At 65.1% G+C, this 26,101-nt stretch carries 26 protein-coding genes and 1 riboswitch; of the genes, 12 read left to right on the forward strand and 14 right to left on the reverse strand.

Annotated features, from left to right (window positions below; all coding sequences use genetic code 11):
- A partial coding sequence (locus tag H7225_RS06250) for an alcohol dehydrogenase catalytic domain-containing protein (RefSeq protein WP_290659934.1) occupies positions 1 to 419 on the reverse strand: 419 nt, incomplete at its 3' end.
- A 130-nt stretch (positions 420 to 549) separates the two neighbouring features.
- Between H7225_RS06250 and H7225_RS06255 the strand changes: the two genes are divergently transcribed.
- From H7225_RS06255 to H7225_RS06285, 7 genes are all read left to right on the forward strand, one after another.
- Positions 550 to 975, forward strand: a complete 426-nt coding sequence (locus H7225_RS06255) for an FKBP-type peptidyl-prolyl cis-trans isomerase (protein WP_290659983.1) — start codon at positions 550 to 552, stop codon at positions 973 to 975.
- 126 nt (positions 976 to 1,101) lie between these two features.
- On the forward strand, positions 1,102 to 1,284 hold the full coding sequence (locus H7225_RS06260) for a hypothetical protein (RefSeq protein ID WP_290659936.1): 183 nt from the start codon (positions 1,102 to 1,104) through the stop codon (positions 1,282 to 1,284).
- An 88-nt stretch (positions 1,285 to 1,372) separates the two neighbouring features.
- Positions 1,373 to 1,648 (forward strand): hypothetical protein, encoded by a 276-nt coding sequence (locus H7225_RS06265; protein ID WP_290659938.1) that lies wholly within the window; start codon positions 1,373 to 1,375, stop codon positions 1,646 to 1,648.
- Between the two features lie 109 nt (positions 1,649 to 1,757).
- Positions 1,758 to 2,345, forward strand: coding sequence for a DUF3617 domain-containing protein (locus tag H7225_RS06270; protein ID WP_290659940.1), 588 nt, complete (start codon positions 1,758 to 1,760; stop codon positions 2,343 to 2,345).
- A gap of 133 nt (positions 2,346 to 2,478) precedes the next feature.
- On the forward strand, positions 2,479 to 3,237 hold the full coding sequence (locus H7225_RS06275) for a TonB-dependent receptor plug domain-containing protein (protein WP_290659942.1): 759 nt from the start codon (positions 2,479 to 2,481) through the stop codon (positions 3,235 to 3,237).
- Positions 3,122 to 4,387, forward strand: a complete 1,266-nt coding sequence (locus tag H7225_RS06280) for a TonB-dependent receptor (RefSeq protein ID WP_366481298.1) — start codon at positions 3,122 to 3,124, stop codon at positions 4,385 to 4,387. The genes H7225_RS06275 and H7225_RS06280 overlap by 116 nt, the downstream gene beginning before the upstream one ends.
- Positions 4,378 to 4,572, forward strand: a complete 195-nt coding sequence (locus tag H7225_RS06285; RefSeq protein WP_290659944.1) for a hypothetical protein — start codon at positions 4,378 to 4,380, stop codon at positions 4,570 to 4,572. Before H7225_RS06280 ends, H7225_RS06285 begins: the two co-directional genes overlap by 10 nt.
- Here the strand turns inward: H7225_RS06285 and H7225_RS06290 are convergent.
- Together H7225_RS06290 and H7225_RS06295 are read right to left on the reverse strand one after the other, a co-directional pair.
- On the reverse strand, positions 4,563 to 6,614 hold the full coding sequence (locus tag H7225_RS06290) for an ATP-binding protein (RefSeq protein WP_290659946.1): 2,052 nt from the start codon (positions 6,612 to 6,614) through the stop codon (positions 4,563 to 4,565). The two genes, H7225_RS06285 and H7225_RS06290, sit on opposite strands and share 10 nt — an antisense overlap.
- Position 6,615: 1 nt before the next feature.
- Positions 6,616 to 7,539: an ABC transporter substrate binding protein gene (locus tag H7225_RS06295; protein WP_290659948.1), complete on the reverse strand. Its 924-nt coding sequence runs from the start codon at positions 7,537 to 7,539 to the stop codon at positions 6,616 to 6,618.
- A gap of 412 nt (positions 7,540 to 7,951) precedes the next feature.
- On the opposite strand from H7225_RS06295, the gene H7225_RS06300 reads away from it, so the two are divergent.
- The 4 genes from H7225_RS06300 to H7225_RS06315 all read left to right on the forward strand — a co-directional run bounded on the left by H7225_RS06300 (position 7,952) and on the right by H7225_RS06315 (position 11,203).
- Positions 7,952 to 9,277: a thiamine pyrophosphate-binding protein gene (locus H7225_RS06300; RefSeq protein ID WP_290659950.1), complete on the forward strand. Its 1,326-nt coding sequence runs from the start codon at positions 7,952 to 7,954 to the stop codon at positions 9,275 to 9,277.
- Positions 9,277 to 9,471: a thiamine pyrophosphate-dependent enzyme gene (locus tag H7225_RS06305; protein ID WP_290659952.1), complete on the forward strand. Its 195-nt coding sequence runs from the start codon at positions 9,277 to 9,279 to the stop codon at positions 9,469 to 9,471. The genes H7225_RS06300 and H7225_RS06305 overlap by 1 nt, the downstream gene beginning before the upstream one ends.
- Before the next feature lie 134 nt (positions 9,472 to 9,605).
- On the forward strand, positions 9,606 to 10,400 hold the full coding sequence (locus tag H7225_RS06310; RefSeq protein WP_290659954.1) for a citryl-CoA lyase: 795 nt from the start codon (positions 9,606 to 9,608) through the stop codon (positions 10,398 to 10,400).
- Positions 10,397 to 11,203, forward strand: a complete 807-nt coding sequence (locus tag H7225_RS06315) for a hypothetical protein (RefSeq protein ID WP_290659956.1) — start codon at positions 10,397 to 10,399, stop codon at positions 11,201 to 11,203. Before H7225_RS06310 ends, H7225_RS06315 begins: the two co-directional genes overlap by 4 nt.
- On the opposite strand, the gene H7225_RS06320 is transcribed toward H7225_RS06315, so the two are convergent.
- Positions 11,200 to 13,197 (reverse strand): S8 family serine peptidase, encoded by a 1,998-nt coding sequence (locus H7225_RS06320; RefSeq protein WP_290659958.1) that lies wholly within the window; start codon positions 13,195 to 13,197, stop codon positions 11,200 to 11,202. The genes H7225_RS06315 and H7225_RS06320 overlap by 4 nt on opposite strands.
- 118 nt (positions 13,198 to 13,315) lie before the next feature.
- On the opposite strand from H7225_RS06320, the gene rocD reads away from it, so the two are divergent.
- Complete coding sequence (rocD, locus tag H7225_RS06325) at positions 13,316 to 14,539, forward strand: ornithine--oxo-acid transaminase (RefSeq protein ID WP_290659960.1); 1,224 nt, start codon at positions 13,316 to 13,318, stop codon at positions 14,537 to 14,539.
- Between the two features lie 21 nt (positions 14,540 to 14,560).
- On the opposite strand, the gene H7225_RS06330 is transcribed toward rocD, so the two are convergent.
- From H7225_RS06330 to H7225_RS06375, 10 genes are all read right to left on the reverse strand, one after another.
- On the reverse strand, positions 14,561 to 15,841 hold the full coding sequence (locus H7225_RS06330; protein WP_290659962.1) for a cytochrome c: 1,281 nt from the start codon (positions 15,839 to 15,841) through the stop codon (positions 14,561 to 14,563).
- A complete protein-coding gene (locus H7225_RS06335) occupies positions 15,838 to 16,551 on the reverse strand; it encodes a c-type cytochrome (RefSeq protein WP_290659964.1) in 714 nt (237 codons plus the stop codon). The genes H7225_RS06330 and H7225_RS06335 overlap by 4 nt, the downstream gene beginning before the upstream one ends.
- 48 nt (positions 16,552 to 16,599) lie before the next feature.
- Positions 16,600 to 18,702: a TonB-dependent receptor gene (locus H7225_RS06340; RefSeq protein WP_290659966.1), complete on the reverse strand. Its 2,103-nt coding sequence runs from the start codon at positions 18,700 to 18,702 to the stop codon at positions 16,600 to 16,602.
- 11 nt (positions 18,703 to 18,713) lie between these two features.
- Positions 18,714 to 19,538, reverse strand: coding sequence for a DUF4465 domain-containing protein (locus tag H7225_RS06345; protein WP_290659969.1), 825 nt, complete (start codon positions 19,536 to 19,538; stop codon positions 18,714 to 18,716).
- Positions 19,539 to 19,574: 36 nt separating this feature from the next.
- The gene (locus H7225_RS06350; protein ID WP_290659971.1) at positions 19,575 to 20,390 is read right to left on the reverse strand and encodes a PEP-CTERM sorting domain-containing protein; all 816 of its coding nucleotides are present in this window, start codon (positions 20,388 to 20,390) and stop codon (positions 19,575 to 19,577) included.
- A 154-nt stretch (positions 20,391 to 20,544) separates the two neighbouring features.
- Positions 20,545 to 20,786: riboswitch (cobalamin riboswitch) on the reverse strand.
- A 53-nt stretch (positions 20,787 to 20,839) separates the two neighbouring features.
- The gene (locus H7225_RS06355; protein WP_290659973.1) at positions 20,840 to 21,406 is read right to left on the reverse strand and encodes a ProQ/FinO family protein; all 567 of its coding nucleotides are present in this window, start codon (positions 21,404 to 21,406) and stop codon (positions 20,840 to 20,842) included.
- 53 nt (positions 21,407 to 21,459) lie between these two features.
- Positions 21,460 to 22,686 (reverse strand): oxygenase MpaB family protein, encoded by a 1,227-nt coding sequence (locus tag H7225_RS06360; RefSeq protein ID WP_290659975.1) that lies wholly within the window; start codon positions 22,684 to 22,686, stop codon positions 21,460 to 21,462.
- A gap of 94 nt (positions 22,687 to 22,780) precedes the next feature.
- Positions 22,781 to 24,937: an acyl-CoA dehydrogenase gene (locus H7225_RS06365; RefSeq protein WP_290659977.1), complete on the reverse strand. Its 2,157-nt coding sequence runs from the start codon at positions 24,935 to 24,937 to the stop codon at positions 22,781 to 22,783.
- Complete coding sequence (locus H7225_RS06370; RefSeq protein WP_290659979.1) at positions 24,934 to 25,383, reverse strand: CHRD domain-containing protein; 450 nt, start codon at positions 25,381 to 25,383, stop codon at positions 24,934 to 24,936. Before H7225_RS06370 ends, H7225_RS06365 begins: the two co-directional genes overlap by 4 nt.
- 19 nt (positions 25,384 to 25,402) lie before the next feature.
- A partial coding sequence (locus H7225_RS06375) for a hypothetical protein (protein WP_290659981.1) occupies positions 25,403 to 26,101 on the reverse strand: 699 nt, incomplete at its 5' end.

Consider the following 26,101-nt stretch of genomic DNA (forward strand, 5'->3'; position numbering starts at 1 on the left):
ATCACGCACAGCATGGCGGTGTAGCCTGCCGTGCCGATGGCCATGGCCTGCCGCGTGCTGAAGGCCTCGGGCAGGGCCACCAGCCAGTCGCCATTCAGGTGGGCCTTTTCAGCCAAGCAGCCCTTGTGCGTCTCGCCGACGCCAAAGCCATTGAGCACGACCCGGTCGCCCACCTGCCAATGAGGGTGCTCACTGGCGATGACCGTGCCCGCGCCATCCACCCCCGCCACCATGGGCCAACTGCGCACCACGGGCGAGGTGTTGGTGATGGCCAGCGCGTCCTTGTAGTTCAGCGTCGAGTAATCAATGGCCACGGTCACCCCGAGGCCTTCGGCCACCGTGGGCAGAAAGTCGTCATCGACGGCTTTCACCGCAGCGTTGAAGTCAGGGTTCTTGTCGAGCACCAGGGCGTTGAACACGTGCGTCTCCTCGGGGATGTGAAACCAATTGTCAAGGCAGGGAACACTACACCAGGATGAGCGATGATGCCCATTCACCCATAACCACTGGAGATCCGCTGTGCGAATTGCTGCCCTGACATCCTCCCTGCTGACGGCCGTGCTGGCCCTGTCCACCGCGTCATCCGCCATCGCAGCACCCGACGCCGCCATCGCCAAGGCCGCCAAGGAAAAAGGCGCTGTGGTCACACCCAGCGGCCTGGTCTACCTGTCCCTGAAAGACGGCACGGGCGCCAGCCCTTCCGCCACCGACACCGTGAAGGTGCACTACCGCGGCACCCTGCCCGATGGCAAGGAGTTCGACAGCTCCTACAAGCGCAACGCGCCCGCCGAGTTCCCGCTCAACCGCGTGATCCCTTGCTGGACCGAAGGCGTGCAGCGCATGAAGATCGGTGGCAAGGCCAAGCTGACCTGCCCCTCGGCCATTGCCTACGGCGAGCGCGGCGCGGGTGACCTGATCCCGCCCAATGCGACTTTGCTGTTCGAGGTCGAGCTGCTCAGCATCGCCGGCAAGTGAAAAGGCGGGCAGGTGCTGGGCAGGCATCTGCCCCGGTCCGACCCTCATTTGGGGTGTTGTCCTACACGGAAACCCTTGGTAGCTTGCGAACATGGCCTCACCAGAACTCAACACAGGAGTTTTCCGATGGGATACGCAGACCTGAACAGCAAGTACCAGCGCCTGCGGGACGATCTTGAAGAAGCTTATGCGGCCAACGTATGGGACAGCAACAAGATCGACCGCATTGCCGATGAGATGGTGGAAACTGAACTGGCCTTGGCCGGGCGGGTGCATGCCACCGCACCGTCCGACCATTCGCACCTGTAAAGAGCCGCAGATGAACACAGCACCCGCTTTTTCGGTGGGCGAGTACCTCGCCATCGCCCAGTGGCAACAGCCTGTGGCGTCGCGCTGATTGATCGGCATCCTTGCCGTCTCCAACGCGGGCGGACTGGGTTCTTTGCCGGTGGCCACCTTGGGCCTGAGTGATCTGCGCACCGAGTTGGCGCTGGATCTCGGTGCCATCGGCGTCGGCACTGGTCGCTCGCCTTTCAGTGACGAGGCCGCCGACCATCTGGAAGAATTCAAACCACCACGTCCCAGGTTCACCGATCAGCCCTGCAGAGCCATGCGGCGCCCGAATTTCCCTTGGCCACGTCCGCCATCGCGGCAGACACCACCCAGGACTTGATGGCGGCAGGCTGAGGCCCGGTTCGGCGATGCTCTGGCGGCCTGCAAGCCATGCCATCATGCCAAGGTCATGAAATTCGATCTTCGGCATCACCCCATTGGAGAAAAACATGCGCTCGATCACCCTCAGCGGCCTGGCCTTGCTGTGTGCTTCGACCTTCAGCGTGGCGTCTCACGCCGCTGATGCTCCGCCCATCAAGCCTGGTCTTTGGCAGGTTCGCAGTGAAGGCGCCGTGGATGGCGTGAAGGCCCCGCCCATGGCGGCTCAGATGAGCAAGGTGCCGCCCGAAGTGCGCAAGCAGATGGAGGCCATGATGAAGCAAAAGGGCGTGGACCTGAGTGGCGGCACAGGCGACATGAAAATTTGCCTGAGCAAGGAGTCGCTGGACCAAGACCAGTGGCTGGCCCAGAAAAACAGCGAGAAGAATTGCAAGACTGAGATCAAGACCCGCAGCAGCAGTCGCTGGACCTGGCACTCAAGCTGCCTGGATCCCAAATCGGAAACGGATGGCGAGGCCGTCTTCAGCAGCCCTGAAAGTTACACGATGAAGATGGCGACCATCATGACCATGAACGGCGAGGCCAAGACCATGAACATGACGAACACCTCGACCTGGTTGAGCGCCAACTGCGGCGACCTCAAGCCGGTCACTGCCAAGGCCTTGAGCGCGCCGCCGCTCACCAAGCCGGTGAAGTGATCACCGGATCGTGCGGCTCAGTGGCAGCCCACAATCTTAGTTGGAGGCGCCACTGCAGGGCATGTTCCTGAGGCTGGTATATAGCAAGGTTTGCGGCATCGAACACGGCCATCATCATGAAAGCCAGCACATCATGACCCTGAATCGGTACTTCGCGGATCTTCGCTTCTGGGTGGCCGCTGCTTGCGCGGCCATCGTGCTAAGCGGCCAGGCCTTCGCCCAGGTCGTGAGCGAGGAAGAAGAGTTGGCCTTGGCCTATGGCGACAAGTCGTTTGTCAGCATTGCCACGGGGTCGCGCGTGCCGGTCAGCCGCGCACCCGCCGTGGCCACCGTGATCACCTCACAAGACATTGCCTCCATCGGCGCCACCGACCTGGACCAGGTACTTGAAACCGTGCCGGGCTTGCATGTGGCTCGCGAGACACAGGGCTTTGCGCCGGTTTACGTGATCCGGGGCATCAACCTGGGCTTTAACCCACAGGTGCTGCTGCTGATCAACGGCATCCCCATGACCACGCTGTACACCGGCAACCGGGGCGGTGCCTGGGGCGGCATGCCGGTCGAAAACATCGCCCGGGTCGAAGTGATCCGGGGGCCCGGTTCAGCGTTGTATGGCGCCGATGCTTTCTCGGGGGTGATCAATGTCATCACCAAGACCTCGGGCGACATCAATGGCACCGAGGTGGGTCTGCGGGGGGGGCTCGTTCAAGACGGGCGATGCCTGGATGCTGCAGGGTGGCAAGTGGGGTGCTGTGGATGTGTCGGGCTACTTGCGTGTGGGCCACACGGATGGTGCCCGGCGGACGGTTCAGGCCGATGCGCAGACAGGGCTGGACACCCGCTGGGGCACGCAAGCATCCCGGGCGCCTGGGGCGATCAACAATGGCCGTGACTCGACCGATGGGGCGCTGGATTTGAGCCTGGACCAGTGGCGTTTTCGCGTGGCCTATAAAGAGCGCGATGACATTGGCACGGGCACAGGGGTGGCGTCTGCATTGGACCCTGAGGGGCACATCTACAGCCAGGCCATCACTTCGGACCTCACCTACGACAACCGCAACCTGGCTGAGGATTGGGCGGTGAACCTGCAGGCCAGCGTCATGCATTACACGGAGTTGACGGACCTGACCTTGTACCCGGCGGGCACCAACTTCTTCGGCCTGGGCGTTTTCGCCGATGGCGTGATCGGCAATCCGGCCAAATGGGAGCGGCATGGGCGCCTGGGTGGCTCGGCCACTTACACGGGCTTCAAGATGCACCGCATTCGGCTGGGCTTGGGGGCCGAGCGGGAAGAGGTTTACAAAACGCGCGAGACCAAGAACTTCCACACCAATTTCACGCCCATCAACACCGGGTCGAGGGCCGACATCATCGATGTGTCCGACACCGAGCCCTTCTTGCGGCCACAGGGTCGGACCAAGCGCTACCTGTATGCGCAGGATGAGTGGAACCTTGGCAAGGACTGGACTTTGACGGCCGGCGTGCGCAACGACCACTACTCGGACTTTGGCAGCACCACCAACCCGCGCCTGGCGCTGGTCTGGGAGGCCGCTTACAACGTCACCACCAAGCTGCTGTACGGCACGGCGTTTCGGGCCCCTTCGATGTCGGAGTTGTACGCCATCATCAATCCGGTGGTGACGGGCAACCCTGACCTGCGGCCCGAAAAAATCCGAACACTGGAGGCGGCGGTGTCGTGGCAGCCGCTGACCAAGTTGCAACTGGGCATGAACTTCTTCCACTACGAGATGAAGGACATCATCCGCCTGATCAATTCTGTGTACCAGAACAATGGCCAGCAAAATAGTAATGGCCTGGAGTTCGAGGCCACCTGGGACGCGGTGAAAGATTTGCGCCTGACGGGCAACTACAGCTACCAGCGTTCGGTGGACGAGGCCACGGGGCAGCCGGCCGCGAACGCGCCGCGCCACCACCTGTACCTTCGGACCAACTGGCGCTTCACACCGGGCTGGTCCGTGGACCCGCAGGTCAATTGGGTGAGTGATCGGCCGCGTGAACTGGGCGATCCACGGTGGACCTGACGCTGCGCACTGACCGTGCCGACAAGGGCTGGGATGTGGCCATGTCGGTGCGCAATCTGTTGGATGTCGATGCGCGCGAACCCACGCCCTACGACATGTCGCCGGGGCAGCCCTTCATCTCCTTGCCTTACGACTTCCCCTTGCAGGGGCGTTCGGTCTACGTGCAGGCCAGCTGTCAGTTCTGATCGGCAGGGGGCGCGCCGGTGTCCCAGCTCAGGCTCAGGTGGATGCCCAGTTGGGCCAGCAAAATGGCCCGTTCAAAGGGCTTGGTCATGAAGCCATTGGCCCCCGCCTGCAAGGCCTGAGTGCGGTCCGCATTGGAGGCATTGGCCGACAGCGCAATGATGGGCAATGACTGAGTGGTCGTTGATTGGCGCAACTGCCGGATCGCCTCCAACCCGTCCATCACCGGCATGGACACGTCCATCAGGATCAAATCGGGCGCGGCGGCGTGCACCTGTTCCAAGGCGGCCTGGCCATTGTTGGCCTCCAGGGTTTCAAAACCCAGCGGTCTGAGCAGGTCGATCAGCATGGTGCGGTTGGCGGGCACGTCGTCGGCAATGAGCAACTTGCGCCGTGGGCCCAGGTAGCCTGTGACGGCCGGCAGGGTGGGGGCGGCCGACGCGGTGCTGGGCGCCGGGTCGACCCAAGGCAGTGTCAGCTCAAACCAGAACAGACTGCCGAGGCCATCCTGGCTGTCGACATGCACGTCACCCCCCATCAGGCGCACCAGTTGGCGGCTGATGGCCAGGCCCAGGCCGGTGCCACCGGATCGGTTGCGGGCGTCGCCAGCTTGTTCAAACGGTTCGAAAATGCGCTGCAGTTCACTGCCACTGATCCCGATGCCGGTGTCTTGAACTTCAAAGCGCAGGTCGATCTGTCGGGCCCGGGCATCGCGGTTGACCACGGTGACGCCCAGCCGCACCTGGCCCGATTCAGTGAACTTGACGGCGTTGCTCAAGAGGTTGAGCAGAACCTGGCGCAAGCGTTTTTCGTCGACGTCCACGGCGGCAGGCAGGTCTGGCGCGCATTCGAAATCGAAGCGCAATGTCTTTTCTTCGGCCTTGATTCGGATGATGTCGACCAGTCCGCTGAGGAAGGACTGGGGATGGACGGTGCTGGGGTAAAGCTCGGTTTTACCGGCCTCGATGCGCGACAGATCCAGGATGTCGATGATGAGCAGCAGCAGGTGCTCGCCGCTGTTGTGGATGGTGTTCAAACCCATCACTTGGCGCTCGGTGAGCGCCTTGTCCATTTTCAGGATTTGCGCGTAGCCCATGATGGCGTTGAGCGGCGTGCGCAGCTCGTGGCTCATGCGGGCCAGAAAGGCGCTCTTGGCATCGTTGGCGATCTCGGCGCGCTCCTTGGCTGTGCGCAACTCGGCGGTGCGGTCGCGGACCAGGTCTTCCAGGTGCTCGCGGTGGCGTTGCACTTCTTCGCCGCGCTCTTGCAGCACTGATGTCATGCGGTTGAAGGCCTGGGCCATGACCTGGATGTCTTGTGGGCCGTCCACGTCGGCGCGCACATCGACCTCGCCACGTTCGGTGCGCGCCATGGCCTTGGACAGGCTGTTCAAAGGCCGGGTGATGCGCTTTGCCAGGAATCGGATGGCGATCAGGAACAGGGCCGCGAAGAAAAAGGAGCTGGCCAGGTTCACAAAGAAGATGTTGGCCATCATGCGGGTCAGGGTGGCCTTGCTGTGCACCAGGCGAACCTGCCCCAGGAACTCGGCGGCGGGCGGCTCGACGTCGAAGGGGGACGCTGCCGGCTTGGTCCACACGGGCGCGATGAACTGCCAGGTGTCCTCGGTTTCGGCTTCGAGGTAGGCCTCTCGCGGGGGCGGCGTGGGCAGGGCCTTGGTGGGGGATTCGGTGCCCGCCTTGCCCTTGGAGAGCAGCACGCCGCCATCGCTGGTGCGGATTTCCACGCTCAGCACACCGGGGTAGGCCAGCGCGGCATTGACCGCGTCATGGGCGTTGTCGGCCGAGGCATACAGCAGCGCCAGCGTGCTTTGCGTGGCCAGGCTGGTGGCAATGCTCATGCTTTGGCGCATCAGCGTGTCGCGGATCTGGCGGCCGCCCTGCCAGGCACTGGCCATGGACGAGAACAAGGCCAGGCAGATCACGCCGATGATGATGGCGATGCTGAGCTGGCGTTGAAAGGTCATCTGGCGCAGAAAGCCTGAAAGTCTGCGCTCAATGAACAATGGTTGAGTGCGACTGTTCATGTCAGGGCTCCGGGAAGACCATGTCAAAGCGCTGTTGCCGGGCATTCAGGCTGATGCCCAGGTGATTGGCGGTTCGTGTGTTCACCGCGACCAGCACTTCTTTCAAGGGCCGCACACCGCGAATGGCGGTGCCGGAAGAGACATACCCCATCGCCCAACTGGCCAGTGCTTTGCCGAGTTCGACGTTGTTGGGGTAAAGCGAAAACAGCGCGCCACGCTTGACGTGGGTGGCGCTGCTGGAAAAAATGGCCAGATTGCGGTTCCAGGCCACTTGCAGGACCAGGGGCAGCACGGCGGTTTCGTCCACGGTGGTGGAGTCTTGGGGCAGCCACAGCACGTCGCGTTTGGGGTCAGCCGAACTCAGGCTGTCCTGGTATTGGCGGGTGGCGGTTTTGAGGTCGTCGGCCTCAAAGGCTTGCAAGTCCAGGCCTTGCGCCTTGGCGGCCTCACGTGCCAGCTTGATCAGCCAGGCGTTCTGGCGCGGGTCGTAGACCACGACCACGCGCCTGGCCGAAGGCATCAGCGTTTTCAGTTTGGCGAACAGCAAGGCGGGATCGGGCGCCAGGCTGTACACCGCCAGGTTTTGCGCGTCGGATTCGGGCACCGACAAGACTCCGCCCGCCACGATGTCCAGTGTGCGGTCCAGGCCTGTGGCCACTTTGAGGCCGTTGCGGCCCAGGGCGATCACGGCGCGGATATCGCGGCGGCGCAACTCGTTGTGCAGCTCTTGCGTGTTGGGGATGGCCCCCACCGGGAAACTGGCGATGCGGCTTTTGGTCTGGTCTTCGATGCCGCTGATGATGGTGGAGAACACGCTGCGGTAGGGCTCGCCGATGTCTGGGTAGATCACCGCGATGGCGCGCGCGGCCTCGTCTGACGAGGCATGAGCCAGAGGCAAATGCCACACCACGACTGCCAATGTCATCCAACGCACGACCACCCAAAATGCACGGCATGCAAGCAAAACTGATGTCCTCCATTCGGAGTTTCGACCGAATGCGATAGCTTACCCAGTGTTTCGCGATCAGCGGCGCTCTTGTCGGGGATATCGGGATGTGGCCGCCACTTATCTCGGGGTATGACCCGCGACGAGGGGGATGACGGCCCGGAACTGGCTAAGTATCATTTTGTAACGCGCCCCCGCTTTCAGTGGTTGGACTTCGGGTCGGCGTGGTTTGGAATGACACCGTGATCTCATCACCAGTTGTATCCAGCGCGGATCCGACCAAGTTTGTCGAGGCGGCCAGCCTCATCGTCTCTTACCTGGAAGCCCTTGGTGTGGAGTACGTGTTCGGGGTGCCGGGGGGGCCATCGAACCTTTGTACAACGCGCTGGCGGTGAGCAGCCGGCGCGGCGGGCCCAGGCCCGTGTTGGCCCGGCATGAAGCCGGCGCAGCCTTCATGGCCGATGGCTATGCCCGCGAGACGGGCCGCCTGGGGGTGTGTTGCGCCACATCGGGCCCCGGCGCGACCAATCTGTTGACCGGCATCGCGTGTGCTTTTGACAACAGTGTGCCCCTGCTGGCGATCACGGGTCAGCCCTCGCTGCCTTTGTTTGGCAAGCGCGCGGTGCAGGAGTCGTCCTGCACGGGGGTCAACACCGTGGGCATGCTTCAGCGTTGCACCCGCTACAACACCCTGGTCTCGCACGCGGATCAGTTGGAGAACAAGCTGGTGAGCGCGCTGATTCGTGCCTCGCAGCCCCCGCATGGCCCGGTGCACCTGTCGATCCCGGTGGACTTGCTGCGCAGCCAGGTCGAGCAGCGCCTGTCGCCGCAGCACCTCAAGCGCTTGTTGATCAAGCCGTCCCTGATCGACGAGGATGCCATCCACACCTTGTTCGAAGCGGTGCAACGCAGCCGCAAGACGGTACTCATCGTGGGCGGCGGTTGCGGCGAGGCCATCGATGCGATCATGCATTTTGCAGAACTGACGGATTCGTGCTTCGTGACCACGCCCGATGCGAAGGGCCTGATCAACCCGCACCATTACCTGTACCGCGGTGTGTTCGGCTTTGCCGGGCACCAGTCGGCGCACCAGGCTTTGAGCGATGGGGTTGACCTGACCTTGGCCATTGGCACCAGCCTGGACGAGTGGACCAGCGGTGCCTGGAGCGCCAGTATTTTGAACCACCACCTGGTCCACATCGATTCGAACGGTGAGCACCTGATGCGCTCGCCGATGGCGCGGCAGCACGTGCGTGGCCGCATCCGCTCGGTGTTCGAGCGCTTGCTGGACGTGATGCACATCGAGCAAGCCGCGCTGGGCCTGCCCTGGAAGCCCTCGCGAGTGAACACCGACGTGGCCGAGGTCACCGTGAGGGCGCCGGACAAGCGCGAGGACATGAGCTCGCCCATCAAGCCGCAGCGCCTGATGACCGAGCTGTCGAATCGTTTTCCACCCACCACGCGCTTCATCGCCGATGCGGGCAACAGCACGGCCTGGTCCATCCACTACCTGGAGCTGCGCAACCGCCGACTGGGCCTGGTGCCTGGCATGACCATGCCTGCGGCCAATTCACCGACCAGGCACACGCCCTCGCGCCGTGGTGAGCGCCGCGTGGACCATGCCGGTTGGCTGCGCGTGCTGATGGACTTTGCCACAATGGGCTGGGCCATCCCGACTACCCGGTGGTGTGCATCACGGGCGATGGCAGTTGCCTGATGAACGGCCAGGAAATCACTGTGGCCGCGCAAGAGCAGCTGACCGTGATCTTTGTGGTGCTCAATGACGCGGCGCTGGGCATGGTCAAGCATGGGCAGCGTCTGGCAGGGGCGGAGCAGATTGCTTTTGAGCTGCCACAAGTTGATTTCAGCCTGATGGCCCAGTCCATGGGCATCACGGGCCATGTGATCTGATCGCCGCAAGACTTCAATGACCTGGACATGGCGCAGATTCTGAACCGCAAGGGGCCCACCTTGCTGGATGTTCGCATCGACCCCGAAGAGGTGCCGCCCATGGGCTTGCGCCTGCAGACGCTGGACACCGCGCCATGAGCGTCTCGCCCATCCACACGCGCATCTGGCTGGAAGAGCCCGAGGCCGACAACCCCTTCGCGACTCGGGCGGCCCATTGCCACGGCTACGACGTGTATGGCGAGATGCTGGGCCGCGCGCGCTGGTCCGACATGGTCTACCTGCTGTTCCGTGGCGAGGCGCCATCGGCCCAGCAAGCCCAGTTGTTTGAGGCGCTGGCGGTGGCCCTGGCCAACCCCGGTCCGCGTGATCCGGCGGTACACGCGGCCATGTGTGGCGGTGTGGGCGGATCGACCGCGGCGGCCAGCTTGATCGCGGCCTTGGCCGTGGGCGCGGGGCAAAGCGGGGGCGCCCGGGAGGTGTTCCTGGCCATGCGCGACTGGGCCGATTGCGGCACCGACTTGAATGCCTGGCAACGACGCATCGCCGAGCCGCCGGTGCTGCCCGATGATGTGTGGCCCGTGCAGGAGCACCCCGCCGGTTTTGACCCCAATGGCTTGCGCACGCCCACGGTGGTGGTGCGGGCCTTGACGGTGCTGGCCTCCTTGAGCACAGGCAGGTGCCTTCCCTGGTTGAGCACGCACCTCGCAGCGCCGGAGGCGGCCGCCGGCTTGCCCTTGGCCATGACCGGTGTGGCGGCAGCGGCCCTGGTGGACCTGGGCTTTGGCCCCGAAGAGGGCGAGATGCTGCACCTGCTGTTGCGCCTGCCGGGCTCGGCGGTGCATGCCCTGGAGCAATGGCGTTACGGCTTCAAGCGGTTTCCTTTCTACCCGGTGGACCTGCAGGACGATCCGGCCAAGGAGGCCGCATGAACGGCCCTGAACGGCTGCAACAAGCGGCGGGCAAGCTGACGACCAAGGTGGGCGCGGCGTTTCCGGGCACGCGCGCGGTGTTCCGTGGGCACGACCTGCACACCGGCTTTGACGAAAAAATGGGCTGGTTTGACCTGTGCGCTTTCGGCATCACCGGGCGGCGTTTGCAGCCCGCGCAATTGCAGGTGCTGGAGGCCATCTGGGTCTGGACCAGTTACCCGGACGCGCGCATCTGGAACAACCGCGTGGCGGGCCTGGGCGGCACCACCCGCACCACAACGGCCCTGGCCATGAGCGCGGCGCAGGCGGTGTCCGAGGCCACCATTTATGGGCGGCGCAATGAGTTCAAGGCGCTGGCTTTCTTCAAGCGCACCCACGCTGAGATGCTGGCAGGCTCGTCCCTGGGTGAGTGCATCGACCGGCACTTGAAGCACCAGGGCAAGCTGGCCGGTTATGGCCGCCCCCTGGCCTCGCGCGATGAGCGCATCGAGCCGACCATGGCCTTGGCCCGCAAGCTGGGCGTGGGCGATGGGCCGCACGTGACCTTGGCCTTTGAAGTCGAGCGGTATCTGGCTTCGGTCGGCAAGCCACTGAGCATGAATTTCGGCGCGCTGGTGTCGGCCTTTGGCGCTGACTTTGGCTTCTCGCCCCGGGACTACAACCTGCTGTACTTCCCGGTGTTCCTGGCGGGCATGCAGCCTTGCTATGTCGAGGCGGTGGAGAAGCCGCCGGGCACCCTGTTCCCGACCTCGTGCGCTGACGTTTGCTACGAGGGCGTGGCCCGGCGGGGCTGGCCGGCTTAGGCCTTTCGCGAGGCCTGTGTGCGTTCGCGTCTTGCCAGAGCGAGCGCGCTGATCAGCGCCGCCAGCAGACCGAGCAAGGTGCCGCCACCCAAGGCCCCGCCGCCGCCGCCACTGGCCGGCGTGGTGGTGACGGTGGTGACCGCCGTGGGCGTGACCACATCGATGGTCTGACTCGTGGTGGACGTGGCGCTCAGGTCATCGGTGATGGTCAGGCGCACCGTGAAGCGGCCCAGCGCGCTGGGCGTGACCGAGATGCTGCTGCCGCTGGCCGAGGTGAGCGGTGCGACGATGCCGCCGCCATCCACCAAAGTCCATTGGTAGGCCGCGATGCTGCGGCCACTGGCCACCCAGGAGTTGACCCCGCTGATCGCCAAGGCCTGGGACGGCACCGCGCCCGTTTTGGAAAAATCGATCTGGGCTTGCAGGCCCGCGTTGGCGGCGGCCACCGCTGCGCCCGTGTCCAGCATGCCGGCGCCACAGGTGGCCGGGGTGCAGTAGCACTGGGCCTGTTCGGTGGATGAAGGCGCCGCGCACCGAGGCACCGAGGTGCTGCCGCCGTCGCCGTTGTCGCCCCCGGTGGTGGGGAAGGCGCGGGCCGAACCCATCAGGATGGTGCGAATCGCCGCCGGGGTGAGCGCGGGGTTGACCGACAACATCAAACCAATCGTGCCCGACACCATCGGCGCGGAAAAGCTGGTGCCCAGCGAGGTGTAGTAGCTGTCGGTGTAGATGTTGCTGGCTGCGATCGGCGTGGTCGTGCCCGCGTTGCTGGTCGTCAGGATGGGGTACAGGCAAGGCTGGCCCGACAAGGTGTTGACGCAATTGCCGGCCGGCGCGCTGATGGTGATCTCAGGCCCCAGATCGGAGTAGCCGACTTTGGTGCCCACGTGTCTGAGCCCGGCCACCCCGATGACACCGGGGCAATTGGCCGGCACCGTGACGCCCAGGCCACTGTTGCCGGCCGAGGCCACCACGGTCACGCCCAGCGTGGTCAACTGGCCGAGGGTGTCTCGGTAAGCCTGGGTGCAGGCGCCGCTGCCGCCCAGGCTCAGGTTGATGACCTTGGCCGGGTTGGGGTTGGCAGGCACGCCCGACACGCTGATGCCGGCCGCCCAGAGCATGCCGGCCATGATGTCCGAGTCGTAGCCGCCGCACTTGCCCAGCACGCGCACGGGCAGGATCCGCACATTGCGGCCCACGCTGGCCATGCCGATGCCGTTGTTGGTCAGCGCACCGATGAGGCCGGTGGTTTGCGTGCCGTGCCAGGTGCTGTTCTCGGCCGCCAGGTTGTGGTTGTCGTCGCGGCCGCAGCCAGCGAACTGGCCGCTGCCGGTGGTCTCGGCATAGGTGATCCAGTCGCCCGGGTCGGAGGCATCGGCATCTCGGCCAGTGTCGTCGTTGGCCATGCCCACGTCGGTGACCATGTCATAACCCGGCAGCAGGTTGGCGCGCAGGTCGGCATGGTCGTCGCGGATGCCGGTGTCCAGCACGGCCACCACCACGCTGGCGCTGCCATGTGTGATGTCCCAGGCGGGCTCCACATTGATGGACGACTGGAGGGCGCCGATGGGCGCGCGCAGGTACCACTGGCCGGCCGTGGGTGTGAAGCCCGCCAGGTTGTCGCCATACAGCGTGTCGTTGGGCGCGGCCAGGCGAAAGCGCTTGTGGTCCACCACCGCGTATTCCACGTCAGACTCTTGCGCCAGCCGGGCGGCCAGTTGTGCCGAACTGAGGCCATCGGCCAGGACGACCTGGGTGCGGCTGCTCAGGCCGGGGCCATCGTGCAAGGTGCGGCCGATGCGTTGGCCCAGCGACAGGGCATGCGCCACGCGCTGCGGTGACGCGGACTGCGCTTGCGCGCGCATGAGCACGGAGCCAGCCTTGAACTTCACGATCACGCGGGCGGCATCTTCGGCGGCCAGGGCCAGTGAGGCAGGCGCCGTCATCAGCAGTGCGATGGCGGCGGGCAGGGCAAGGCGGCGCAGGAAGATCATCCACGCAGTGTACGGATCAAGAGTGCACACAAAGGGCGTATTCGGGTGTTGATCCGCGCCCATTTCCGGGGCAAAGGGGGGACACTGGGCACAAAACCTGCAGCGACAAGAGGCCAACTTGAGCACAAAAAGCCAGCAATTGATCGACCTGGACTTGGCGCGCGGAGCGCACAACTACCACCCCATCGACGTGGTGCTGCACCGCGCCAAAGGCATCCACCTGTGGGATGTGGCCGGGCGGCGCTACACCGACATGATGAGTGCTTATTCAACCGCCTCGCTGGGGCACAGCCACCCCAAGGTGCTGAAGGCGCTGGCGCGGCAAGCCAAGGCCCTGGACGTGACCAGCCGGGCCTTCTACAACGACCAGCTGCCGCGGTGGCTGGACCAACTCACCACCCTGGCCGGCATGGACAAGGCCCTGCCGATGAACACAGGCGCGGAGGCGGTGGAAACCGCCCTGAAGCTGGCGCGCAAATGGGGCGAGACCATCAAAGGGATCCCTCGCGATCGCAGCGAGATCATCGGGTGCGAGGGCAACTTTCACGGGCGCACCCTGGCGCTGGTGAGCTTGTCGACCGAGGCGCAGTATCGCGAGAACTTCGGCCCCTACCTGGCGGGCTTCAAAACCGTGCCCTTTGGCGATGTTGATGCCCTGGCCCACGCCATCACCCCTCACACCGCCGCGTTCATCGTCGAGCCCATCCAGGGCGAGGCGGGCATCCGCCTGCCGCCGCCCGGCTACCTCAAGCGCGCCCGCGAGTTGTGCCGACAGCACCGCGTGCTGTTCATCGTGGACGAGATCCAGTGCGGCCTGTCGCGCACCGGGCGCTTGTTCTGCTTCCAGCACGACGACCTGGACCCTGACCTGCTGATCCTGGGCAAGGCCCTGGGCGGTGGCGTCTATCCCGTGTCGGCCGTGGTGGGCAGCGCCGAGGTCTTGGGCGTGCTACGCCCCGGCGACCATGGCTCGACCTTCGGCGGCAATGCCATCGCCGCCGCCGTCAGCATGACGGCCTTGACGCTGCTGAGCGAGCCCGAGTTCATCGCCCGGGTAGAGCGGCTGGGCGACTGGGCCCTGGCCTACCTGAAAGCGGCCTTGGGCCAAAGCCCCATCGTGCGCGACATCCGGGGGCAAGGCCTGATGATGGGCGTTGAAGTGGTGCCCGAATTGGGTGCGCGCGGCCTGGTGGTTGCCCTGAAAGAACGGGGTGTGCTGACCAAGGAAACCCACGAGGTGGTCATCCGCTTGGCCCCACCGCTCATCATCAGAAAAAAGCAGTTGCGGCGCGCCCTGGATGCCGTCATCGACGTGGTGTTGTCGGCCGCCCCGCCGGGGTGAGGCTGGGCGGGTCAGTGGCGCTCAGTACTGCAGCCCATTGCGCAACTGAATCACCTCCAGCGTGGACACGGCGTTGGCCTGGTTGCCCCAGGCGCTGCGGATGTAGGACACCACCGCAGCCGTGTCGTCGTTGCTGAAAACCATGGCGAAGGGCGGCATGCCGTAAGGCCGCGGGTTGCCCTTGGTGGCGGGCGCAAAGCCCCCGGCCAGCACCATGCGCACCAGGTTGGCCGGCGAGACCATGGTGACCGCGCGGTTGCCCGCCAGTGCCGGGTAAGCCTGGGCCGCGCCTTCACCCTGCTCGCCATGGCATTGGGCGCAGTGCACCTTGTAGAGCTTGGCGCCACGGCTGTCGGGCAAGGGTGGTTGCACGGTGACGGGTTCGCGTGCGGCCTGGCTTTGCGGCAAGGCCTTCAGGTAAGTGGCCATGGCGAGCAGGTCGGCGTCGGTCCAGTACTGGGTGCTGTTTTGCACCACCTCGGCCATGGGGCCGACCACGGTGCCTTGGGCGGACACGCCGGTTCTCATGAGCTCGACGATGTCGGACAGGCGCCATTCGGCCACCCCCGCTTCGTGCGCCGAGGTGAGCGAGGGCGCGTACCAGTTCTGCACTGGGATCAGGCCGCCGCTCAGGTCCAGGGTGCCGCTGGTGGCCCCCAAGGCATTGCGGCTGGCGTGGCAGGCATTGCAATGGCCCAGGCCTTGTACCAGGTAGGCGCCCCGGTTCCAGTCGGCCGATTGCTTCGTGTCGGGCTCGAACCGCATGGGCTTGAAGAACAGGGCGCGCCACACCGCCAGGGCAGGGGTCGAGTTGTAAGGAAAGCGCAACTCGTGGGGCCGGTTGGCTTGGGCCACGGGGGGCAGGCTGCGCAGGTAGGCGAAGATCGCGTCTGAATCGGCCCGGGTGACGTGGGTGTAGTTGGAATACGGGAAGGCGGGGTAGAGCAGGCGGCCATCGCGCGAGCGGCCGTTGTGCAGCGCGCGCCAGAACTCCGACGCCGACCACGCACCGATGCCGGTGGGCGCATCGGGCGTGAGGTTGGAGGTGTAGACGGTGCCAAAAGGGGTCAGGATGCCCAGGCCGCCAGCGTAGGGCGCGCCACCCCGCGCGGTGTGGCAGGCCATGCAGTTGCCGGTGCGGGCCAGGTACTCGCCACTGGCGATGAGTTGTGCGCTGGCCGGGGCCTCCTTGCTGGCAGTGATCGGGTCTTCTCCTCGCACGTTCAGGTGGTAAACGGCGGCGGCCAGGGCCAGGCCAATGAGCAGCAACAGGGCGATGACGCGGGAGAATGCGCGCTTCATGGCGTGGCCCCTTGGCCATCTGGCACGCCGCCGCAAGGCATGGGCAGGCGACCCGGCAAACTGGCGGCTGCCTTGGCATGCTCAGGCACGGGCTGGGCCGAGATCCATTGCGACACCGCCGCAATGTCCTCGGCTTGCAGGCGTTGCGCGATGGTGGCCATGCAGTCGGGCGCCTTGGCCTGGCGGTTGCCGTTTTGCCAGGATCCCAATTGGGCGTTGATGTAATCGCGTGGCACGCCCAGCAAGCCCGGGATGGCCGGTTGAACGCCGGTCAGCGCCGCGCCATGGCATTGCACGCAGGCGGGGATCTTGCGCTGCGCATCGCCCCGGGTCACCAGGTCCTGGCCGCGTTTGAGTTCGGCGCTGGTGGTGGAGGACGTGGGCCGTTGCGCGGGATAGGGCAGGTCGAGCGCGGCAAAGTAATTGGCGATTTCGTGCAGGTACTCGTCGGACAGCGGGTCCAGCAGAGTGGTCATCAGCGCGTAGTGGCGGCGGCCATCGCGGAAATTGCGCAACTGGTTGTACAGGTAACCGGCCGGTTTGCCAGCGATGCGCGGGTAGTAGCCATCACTGGCGGCGCGGCCTTGCGGGCCATGGCACACGGAGCAGGCTTGCACGCGCTGGGCGATGCTGTCTTCAACCTGTGCGGCGGCGTGCAGCGAACCGGCGATGCCTGTGGCGAGGATGAAAACGATGAGATGAGAGCGCATCCCGCAATCTACTGCGGTTTCAATGGCACCGGCAATGGGCAAGATGTCTCAGTGGGACAGGCGCCATTCAATGTAGGCTGATCGACCCGGCATCGGGTAGGTGTCGCCGCTGTAAGCCGCCGTGGTGTAGACCTCATCGAACAGGTTGTTGATGCCCAGGCTCAGTTGCCAGCCTTGGCGGTGCAGGCGAAGCGCCGTGTCCACGACCGTGTTGGCCTTGACCACGGGCGAGGTGCTAGACTGATTGGTCAAGGTGTTGCCATCAAGTCGCTGGCTGCCATGCCGGGCCAGCAGGCTCCACTGCAGGTCGTCGCGCGCTGCCCAGTTCAGCTCGCCGCTGAGGTTGTTCCGGGGGACCAGCGGGATGTCGGGGTCACCGGGCAGATGTTCAAACTTGGGGACCACGTAGGCCCATTGGCCCCGCACCGACCAGCGGTCGCTGGCACGCCAGCGCGACGCCAGCTCCAGGCCGGTGCGCAGGGTGGGGTGATCGTAGTTGCGGTTTTCAGTTTGACCTTGAGCGTCTTTGCCGTAGTAGATTTCGTCTTCAATCCGCATCACGAAAACCGTGATCGATCCGGTGAAACGGCCATTGCCGCCAAGGCGCACGCCGTGTTCCAGCGTGTAGCCCTGCTGGGGCCGAAGGCTTTCAGCCTGCTTGGCCAGGTCGTCCAGGTTGGGGTAGCGCACATGCTGGCTGAGGCTGCTAAACAGGGCCCAGTCGGGGGCGAATGCCCAGGCGGCGCCAAGCTCTGCGCTGGGGTTGGTCCAGTGGCGGGGCGGCACCACATCTTTGGTTTGGTAGAGCGGGGGCTGGCAGTTCACGGGCTCCTTGATGGGCCGCCCGCCAATGACCACATCGATGTAGTCGCATGGGCTTTCGTACATGGCCCGGGACTCTGCCGTGGTGAACCAATCTTGCCTGGCGCCAACGTGGATATTCACGCCCTTCACCGGCGAGGTGTTGGTGTCCACGAAGACGGACCGGGTCTTGGCGGTGCCGGAAATGCGCTCGCCATTAAGAACATTCATCCCGCCCTTCCAGCGTGAGTAGCGCCCGTCCTGGGTGTCGATGCCCAAGGTCAATGATTGGGTCAGGCCACCGACTTCCCGCGCCAGGTCGTAGCGCCATTGCGCTTCATGGCGGTCTGCGGTGATGAGGCCTCGGGCGACCTCCAGCGTGGACTTGTCAGCGCCAATCACATAGGGGTTGCGGCGTTCGCGCTGGCTCAGGCGCAGCGACATTTTTCCGCCCGGACCCCAGTCGATGGTGCCCCCCACCGACAGCAAGTGGTCGCTGGTGGTGCCGCCGTCCAGCGGTGTGACCGTCGAGCGTCGGGCACGGTCATCCTTGAGGAAATTTTCTTGGCTGACCGCGCCTGGCAAGCCGTAGCGGTCTTCGTGCAGCTTGAGCCGCGCGTACAGGTCGACCAGGCCGAGCTTGGCGTCGGGCACGTGCCGCAGCTCCAGCATGGCGTTGTTCGATTCGAGCCCGCCGTTGTCGCGGTAGCCGTCGGTCACTGAGTGGCTCAACAGGATCTGAGCGGCGATGCGCTCCGAGCCACCGCGTGCTGCAGCCTGAACGGCGCGTGAGTGGTAGGAGCCAGCCCTGGCCAAAAAATCGGTCTGCAATGGGCCCGGGGTGGCGCGCCTGGTGATGATGTTGATCACGCCACCCACGGCACCCTGCCCGTAGCGCACCCCGCCACCGCCACGGATGACGTCGATGCGCTCGATTTGCGACAGGCTCAGGGTGGACAAGTCGGCGCCCGACTGGTCGGTCTCGTTCAGCCGTTCGCCATCGACCAGGATCAGCACATTGCTGGCCGCTGTGTCGCCCATGCCACGCATGTCGATCGTGGTGTTTTTCTCGGTGCCCGAGAAACTCTGCACGGACAGGTTGGCCTCGGCCGCCAGCAAAGTGGGGAGGTCCTTCGCTGTTGACCGCGCGATGTCTTGCGCGGTGATGACGGTGACGTTGTTGGTCGGCCTGGACATCGATTCGGGGCTCACGGTGCGGCTGCCCGTGACCGTGATGCCCGGCAGCGCGTCTGTTTCAGCCGCGGCCACTGGGCCCAGGCACCAGGCCGCGAGGCAGGCGAACAAGATGATCGGGCCCGCCTTGCCGCGCCCCGGTGCCCCGGTGTCCATCAACAATTGCCTCAGCCTTGGCGACGACGGTGCACGAGCAGGCCCATTGCCATCAAGCCCATGAGGGTCATGGCGGTGGTGCCGATTTCAGGCACGGGCGTGGTCGTCAGGGTGTCCATGGCGAAGTAGGTGGGCGTGTTGATGCCGTAGGCGCTCACGTCGGTCGAGGCCACGTCGAAGCTCAGTTTGGAGACGGCGCCCAGGCTGCTCAGGTCCACGTAGGTCCAGGTGTTGACGATGTAGTCCAGGCTGTTGTTGCCAAAGCGGTAGTCGGCCAGGTAAAAATCGACCGAGCCGGTTTTGTGGCCGGTGGCATCGATGCCAGAGATGATCAGCTTGAAGTAGTCGGCGTCATTGCCCGAAGCGCCGCCAAAGCGCTTGGAGAAGCTGTCGCCGTTCTTCATCGCCAGGGCCGTGTAGGTCGTGTTGTTGAAGTAGGCGCCGGCCACGATCGACGGCGTGCTCAGGGTGGCGGTGGAGGCCACGGTCTGGGCGCTCATGTAGTCGATGCCGACATAGGCCAGGGCAAAGTTGGACGAGCCGCCTTGGCCGCCGTTCGCGTACACGCTGTACTGGTTGCCAAAGCCTTCGGTGGTGGTGTCTTTCTCGTTGGCGTACGTCCAGCCGGTCCAGCTGTCGTAGTCTGCCGAATACTCGTGCGTCAACGAGACATTGCCACTGGTGAAGGTCGTGGTGGCGCCGGGTGCGTAGTGGCTGTTTGGGGCCAGGGGCAGGTCGTCAAAACCGGCCACAGTGGCCTGGGCGGACAGGCTGACCAGGGTCAGGGCGGTGGCGGCCAGGGCCGAAGCCCAGCGCGTCATGGAAAAGTTGTTCATGGTGGGGTGGCTTTCAGAAGATGAGGTTTGACAGAATCAGGCTGAGCGGCGTTGGCGGCGGGCAGCCGCGGCCATCAGCAGTCCGCCCAAACTGAGCAAGGCCAGCGACGCAGGCTCTGGCACGGCCGATGCGGCGGCGAAGTGGATGACGCCAATCGCGTCCAGGTCAAAGCCGCCACTGCCGGTGGTTTTGTGCGGGTCATAGATGACGTGGGGGCCGCCGACCGACGCGGGGTAGCTGTCGAATGCCGTGCCGTCGCCCACGATGTCGATGATGCGCACGTACTTGACGGCGTTCACGTCCAGGCCAGCCGTGCCTTTCAGCAAATCCAGGTCAAAGGGGGTGCCGTAGCCTTGCCTGTATTTGCCCGCCAGGCCGTCGATGTTGGTCGGGTCGACCGTGCCAAAGGCGCTCACCGGGCTGGGCGTGAACGAGTAGTTGGGGAAACGGAAGAACTTGCTGCCGTCGGAGGAGACTTCAACCCAGCCCAGCTCCAGGAAGGCGTCGCTGAAGCTGTTTTCGAACACGGCGAAATCGTCGCCTGCGTCGTTGACGATGTTGCCGCCGAAAGTCAGGGTGATGCGGCCACCATTGCCCAGGCTGACGATGTCCTGCGAATCGCCGATGGCCTTGCCCAGCGCTCGGCCGGGCGTTTGCCAAGTGGTATCCACGTCGGTGCCAGGCAGGTAGTCCTGGTAGGCCGTGGCCCAGTGAGTGATGCTGCTGTCGTCCTTGCCGATGGCCGTGGAGCCGGGCTTGCCCGCAGCGGGGGCGAAGGGGCCGGCGTGGGCGGCGCCTGCCAAGGTCAGCGCCAAGGCGGCGGCTTTGGGAACGGTGAAATGAAATCGCATGCAAGGCTCCCGGTCACCCGCGGACATCCCGCCACGGGTGGAGTGGTGAAGGAACCGATGGATGCGGGAAGCGCTTGAAAGCTGGCGGCAGCCCCATGCCTCGCGGCGTGCGCAAGGTGCGTGGGCAGTCCACCGCTTTGCCGCCCTCCGCAGCAATCGGATCTGTGCTTCAGGCCGGTCTCCGGGCTGGCAAGTGCGCAGCATGAACTGCGCGGGGCGTCCGCCTTCCCGTGCTGGCGCACAGTGGCTGTGGATGGACGACCTTGACTTGCTTACCGTTGCGGGGGCAGCGACGGCTTTGCAGTGTTGAATCTGCGCACCGGACTTCCCGTTTCACCCTTGCGGTCCAGCGTTCCCACGCATGGACTCAAGGACACCTGAGGCGGGCGGATTGTAAACGCGCGTGACTACTTCACGCTAGCCGCTTATTCAGGTGGTCAGGGTGCAGTTCAACGACGCCGCTGTGGCGGTCGGGGGCGGCGGTCTTGAGGCGGCGCTTCTTGCGCCTCTTTGCGGGCCAGCTCCAGAAGGTGATCCAACTCTTCAACCGGCACGCCCTTGAGCGCGCAGAAATTAGCGGGCGTCAAAGTGGTGGTCTGAAAATCGTGCAGCAAGGTGGCGCGGTTGCGGCGCTGCTGGTGTTCCAGTTCAACCTTGGATTCGTGGTTGGCCCGGCGCCGGCCGAGCTCTTCAAGCGCGGCTTTGCGGTGCTCTTCACTGATCTCGTCGCCAGGCTGGCCGTCCAGGTCGAAACGGTGGGTGGCCTTGCTCAGGGCCACCAGGTAAGCATGGCTGCCCGTGTGGCGGCGCAGGAAGGCCGACAGCACTTGCTTGGTGAACACGCCGGGGGAGCGCTCCTGGATGTCGGCCTGGATGCGCAGTTTCAAGGGCCTGGGCGCGCCGTCAAACAGGGCCGGGAACAGTTGCCGAAGTTGCATGGCACAGGCGGCCGGCGTCATGGCCTCTGGGATGATGGCTTCTGGGGTCGGCGAAGGAGGTGGGGGCGTCGAGGACATGGAAACAGGGGCGATCAAGGTCAAAGGGTCAGAGGTCGCAATTGTGCCCGCTTCTACGGGGCCACGTGTTGGGCCACCACGGGGGGGGTTTTGCCGAAGACGATGGGCATGTAACGCAGTTGCCGGGCGCGTCCCTCGCGCACCAGGCGGGCTTGGCCGCCAGGCAGCAGGCGGTGCAGGCCGGTCCAGAGCAGGCGCGGCAAGGTGGTCAGCACTGGGTGCCAGGGCAGGGCGGGTGGCAGGCCCAGGTGCCGCATGCCTTCGAGGCCGACGAACAGCCGCAGCATGCTCAGGTGGCGGGCCCGGTTGAAGCGGCCGCGCAGGGCGCCACCCCAGGGGTAGTGCCGGTTCAGGGGCTCGTCCATCAAGGCGCGGCCCAAAGCGGCGCTGCTGTCGTCGGGGGGGGCCTGGCTGATGACGTTCTGGTACAGCGAGATGCGGCCTTGCATTTCGGTTTCGGACAGCAGGCCTTCTTCAACGCCCATGAGCCACCCGATGTAGCGCCAAAGGTGCATCATCGCGGCGCCATCTGCACGGCTGACCACCACCCCGGTGATGCGCAGCGCGATCAAATGCACGGCGCTGAAGCCCAGGTAGGTGGCCTGCATGTCGACCTGGTTGATGGGCAAACCGTGCGCGGCCGAATCCCAGTCAGGACGGCTTAGCAGGTTCTGGCGCACCAGGGCGTGCATGGCGCGCACCCGCAAGGTGGTCTTGAACCCGGCGCTGTGGCGCCCCAGGCCGCCATCGGTGGTGCAGTCCATCCACCACGACGAGGTTTGCGCCAGGCGCCGTTGTGCGCCGCTTTGCAGCGATCCGGTCATCACCAGGGTCTTGTTGATGGCCGAGGCCTGGTAGCCGGCCATCAGGCCCGCATCGCGCAGGACCAACATGCCGTGTTGGCCGGTGCTCTGGATGAAACGGGCGCCTCGGGCCAATTGGGCGGCATCGACCCAATCAGGGGTTTGCTCCGCCGCCTGGATGAAGCGGCACAGCGCCTCGGGGGGCTGGGGCACCGCGTCCAGGCCATGCTCGATGGCGCGTTCCAGCATAGGCCGCCCCACGCCCATGCCCACTTGCTGAAGCCAATGGGCGACGTCGTCGGCCAGTGGGTCGCCGCGCCACAGAGCCGCACCCAGGCGAGCCCATTCGCCGGGCGTGGGTTCCGGGTTGCCTCGGATCATCAGGCGCAGACGGCTGGCAATGCGGCGGGTGGTGGTCAGGTCGGCGCCATGGCGTTGGGGTGGGTTTGGCAGCAGGGCGGAGGCGTGGGCGGTCATGGGGTGGATCTTGCACCACGGTAGCCCGCCATTTGATGGCCGATGCGTGACTTAGGCATGGCTCACCCCTTTGGGGGTCGGGTATGCCCTGAATTCAGGCCGTTTCTGGGTTGTGGGCCACGTCGTCGACTTGGATCACGCGGTCGGCGGCTTGCAGGTAGCGCAAGGCCAGGGCCGGATTTGTCGCGCTTTGAGAGGCGGTTTCCATCGATTGGGAGTGGCGCAGCACTTTGTTCAAGGCGCTGGTGTCTTCCCCCAGTTGGGCGCTCAGGGACAGGGCCTCGACCAGGTCGAACTGGCCACCTTGTTTGGGCAGGCTCAGATCGGGGCACAGCTTGTCGACCAAGTCGCGGCGGGTGCGCAGCAGTTCGGCCAGGGCCAGCAGTTGCACGTCGCGCAGGGGGTGCAGCCCGCCGGTGGCCCTCAGGCTCACACCGCCCAGCCAACGGGCGGGTGCCGAGGGCAGGTTGGCGTGCAGGTCTTGCAAGATGGAGTGGGCCCGGTTCAGCTGTTGGCGGATGCCGGCCTGGGCGAAGGGCAGCAAGTCGGGGTGGCCATCCGCCTGGTAGCGCCACAGGCAGGCGCTGGCGATGTACAGGTGGGCCAGCACATCGCCCAGCCGCGCCGACAACAACTCCAAGCGCTTGAGCTGGCCGCCAAGCAAGCCCATGGCCAGGTCAGCGGTGAAGCCGTACTGGGTGCTGAGCCGGGCGATCAGTTGCGCCTCCATCTTCAGGTCGGCGGGCGGCAGGCCAATGAGCGATGCACCAAACACGCTGCGCCGCAGGTTGCGCACCACGTGCCGCACGTGCAACCACAAGGCCTGCCCCAAGGCTTGTTCATCTTTGGCCTCGATGGCTTTCATCTCGTCCAGCACATGGGGGTGACAACGCACGGCGCCCTGGCCAAAGATGATCAAGGCCCGGGTCAGCAGGTTGGCGCCTTCCACCGTGATGGCAATGGGCGCGTGGCGGTAGCCGATGCCCAGCAGGTTGGACGGCCCGGCAATGATGCCCTTGCCGCCCAGGATGTCCATGCCATGGTTGACGGCGCGCCGGCCGGCTTCAGTCAAATGCACCTTGAGGATGGCGCTGGCCACGCTGGGCTGCTGGCCTTCGTCGAGTGCGGCGGCGGTGTAGTGGCGCGCGGCGTCGGTGGCGTACAACTCGGCCGACATCTCGGCGATGATTCCGGCGATGGCGTGGAAGCGGGCAATGGGCAGGCCAAATTGTTCACGGATCTGGCCATAGCCATTGACCACGAACAGCGCGCCTTGTTGCATGGCGCTGCCCAAGGCGGGCAGGGATATGGCGCGGCCAGCGGCCAGGCATTCCATCAGCATGCGCCAGCCTTGGCCCACTTGTTTTTCGCCACCAATGATGCTGTCCATGGGCACGAACACCTCGCGGCCATGGATGGGGCCGTTCATGAAGGCGCTGCCCATGGGCAGGTGGCGTCGGCCGATCTCCATGCCCCCGGTGGGCACGGGCAGCAGGGCGCAGGTGATGCCCAGGTCGCGTTGGCCTTCTGGCAGGGTGTTGTCGTAGGCGTGGAAGGCCAGGCCGACGACAGTAGCCACGGGGGCCAGGGTGATGTAGCGCTTGTCGAAGTTCACGACAAAGCCGCGCACCTTTTGGCCGTTGATGTCGCGTTCGACCAGCGTGCCTCGATCAGGGATCGACGCCGCATCGGAGCCTGCGGAAGGCGCGGTCAAACCAAAGCAGGGCAACTCGCGGCCATCGGCCAGGCGGGGCAGGTAATGTTGCTTCTGGGCCAGGGTGCCATAGCGCAACAGCAACTCGGCCGGGCCCAATGAGTTGGGCACCATCACCGTCACCGCAGCGGCCACATTGACGGTGGCGATGCGTGTCACCACCGTGGCATGGGCCAGGTGGCCAAAGCCCAAGCCCCCATATTCGGGCGGGATGATCATGCCGAAGAAGCGCTTCTCGCGCAGGAAGCGCCACACCTCGGGTGGCATGTCGCCCGCCTGGTCGATGGCGTGGTCGTCCAGCATGCTGCACAGCTCACGCACCTCGTTGTCGAGGAAGCTTTGCTCGGCCGGGGTGAAAGGCAATGGCTTGACCTTCAGCAAGGCGCTGAAGTCAGGCCGACCGGCAAACAGCTGACCTTCAAAGCCCACCGTGCCCGCCTCCAAAGCGGCGCGCTCAGTGTCACCCAAGGGTGGCAGGGCTTTGGCGAACGGGCGCATGGCGGCCCGTCCGATCGCTGATGCCAGCCACGCGATCACGGGCTGACGACCAATTGACCTCGGACCTCGCCCTTGGGGTTGGCGGCGGTGTGCAGGTTCACATACCACTGGCCGGCCGTCACCTGCGCAGCTTGCGCTTCGGTGAGGGTGGCTTCGCCTTCAATGGGGCTGTCCAGCTTGCCCTTGAATGGCAAGGCCACGCCCGCGCTCTGGCCAGGAATGGCCGGGCCATGAAAGTGAGCGGCCGTCACCGGACCGCTCAGACCGGCGTACACGACCTTCCATTTCAAGATTTTGGTGGCGGGCGTGTACGTGGCCTCCAGGGTGCCGGTGCCCATGGTGGTCACGGGCGGTGCTTCAGCTTCGCCCGACAGGGTGGAGGTGAAGGTGGCCGCGTTGGCCAGCGACGGGATCACGGCCAGGCTGGCAGCGGCGAACAAGCCGGCCAGCAGGGAACGCTTGAGGGTCAGGGAATGGAAGTTCATGCTCAGCTCCTGTGGGGGGTTAGAAACGCATCCGTAAGTACAAGGCAGGGCCGTTCAGCTTCAGATCAAGCTTGGCCACGGCATCGTCAGTCTTGTAGTTCACGCGGATGCGGGTGTGGTTGTATTCAGCGCCCAAGCCGATGTTGCGCCACGGGAACCACTCTACGCCGACACCGGCATTGACGATGTCACCATGGGTTTCGCCGCCGTTTTTCTTGGATCCCGACAGGTCAGCGTAAAGCCGAACCTGGTCGCTGATGCGGTGGCGCAAGCCCAGGGTCACCAATGGCGCCCAGGCGTCTTTCTTTTCGCCGTCAGAGATGGTCTGCGACAGGCCGCCCAGCGTGGCCGAGGCCGTGTAGTTCACCTTGACCTTGTAGTAGGCCGCACCCACGCCCACACCGGCCACGGTGTCCTCGCCACCGAACCACCAGCGGTACGAGAAGTTGCCGATGTCGAACGAGGTCTTGGTGTTGAGTTGGGCCGTGGCGGAGTAGTTCTGGCCGTTGTAGGCGAAGGGTTCACTCACGCCCAAGGTCTTGTTCTGGCTGTAGTGGTACAGGTCGACCGAGAAGCCCTGGCGGTCAAACAGCAGCCAGTCAATGCGGGCGCGCTTGACGACGTCGGAGCCATCAATCACGCGTTGCTTGCCGGTGCTCTGCGTGCCATCGGGGGTGGCCAAGGACAGGTCGCCTTGCGCGTCCACGTTGTAGCCGCC

This window comes from Aquabacterium sp., from assembly GCF_014378415.1.
GTDB lineage: Bacteria > Pseudomonadota > Gammaproteobacteria > Burkholderiales > Burkholderiaceae_C > Aquabacterium.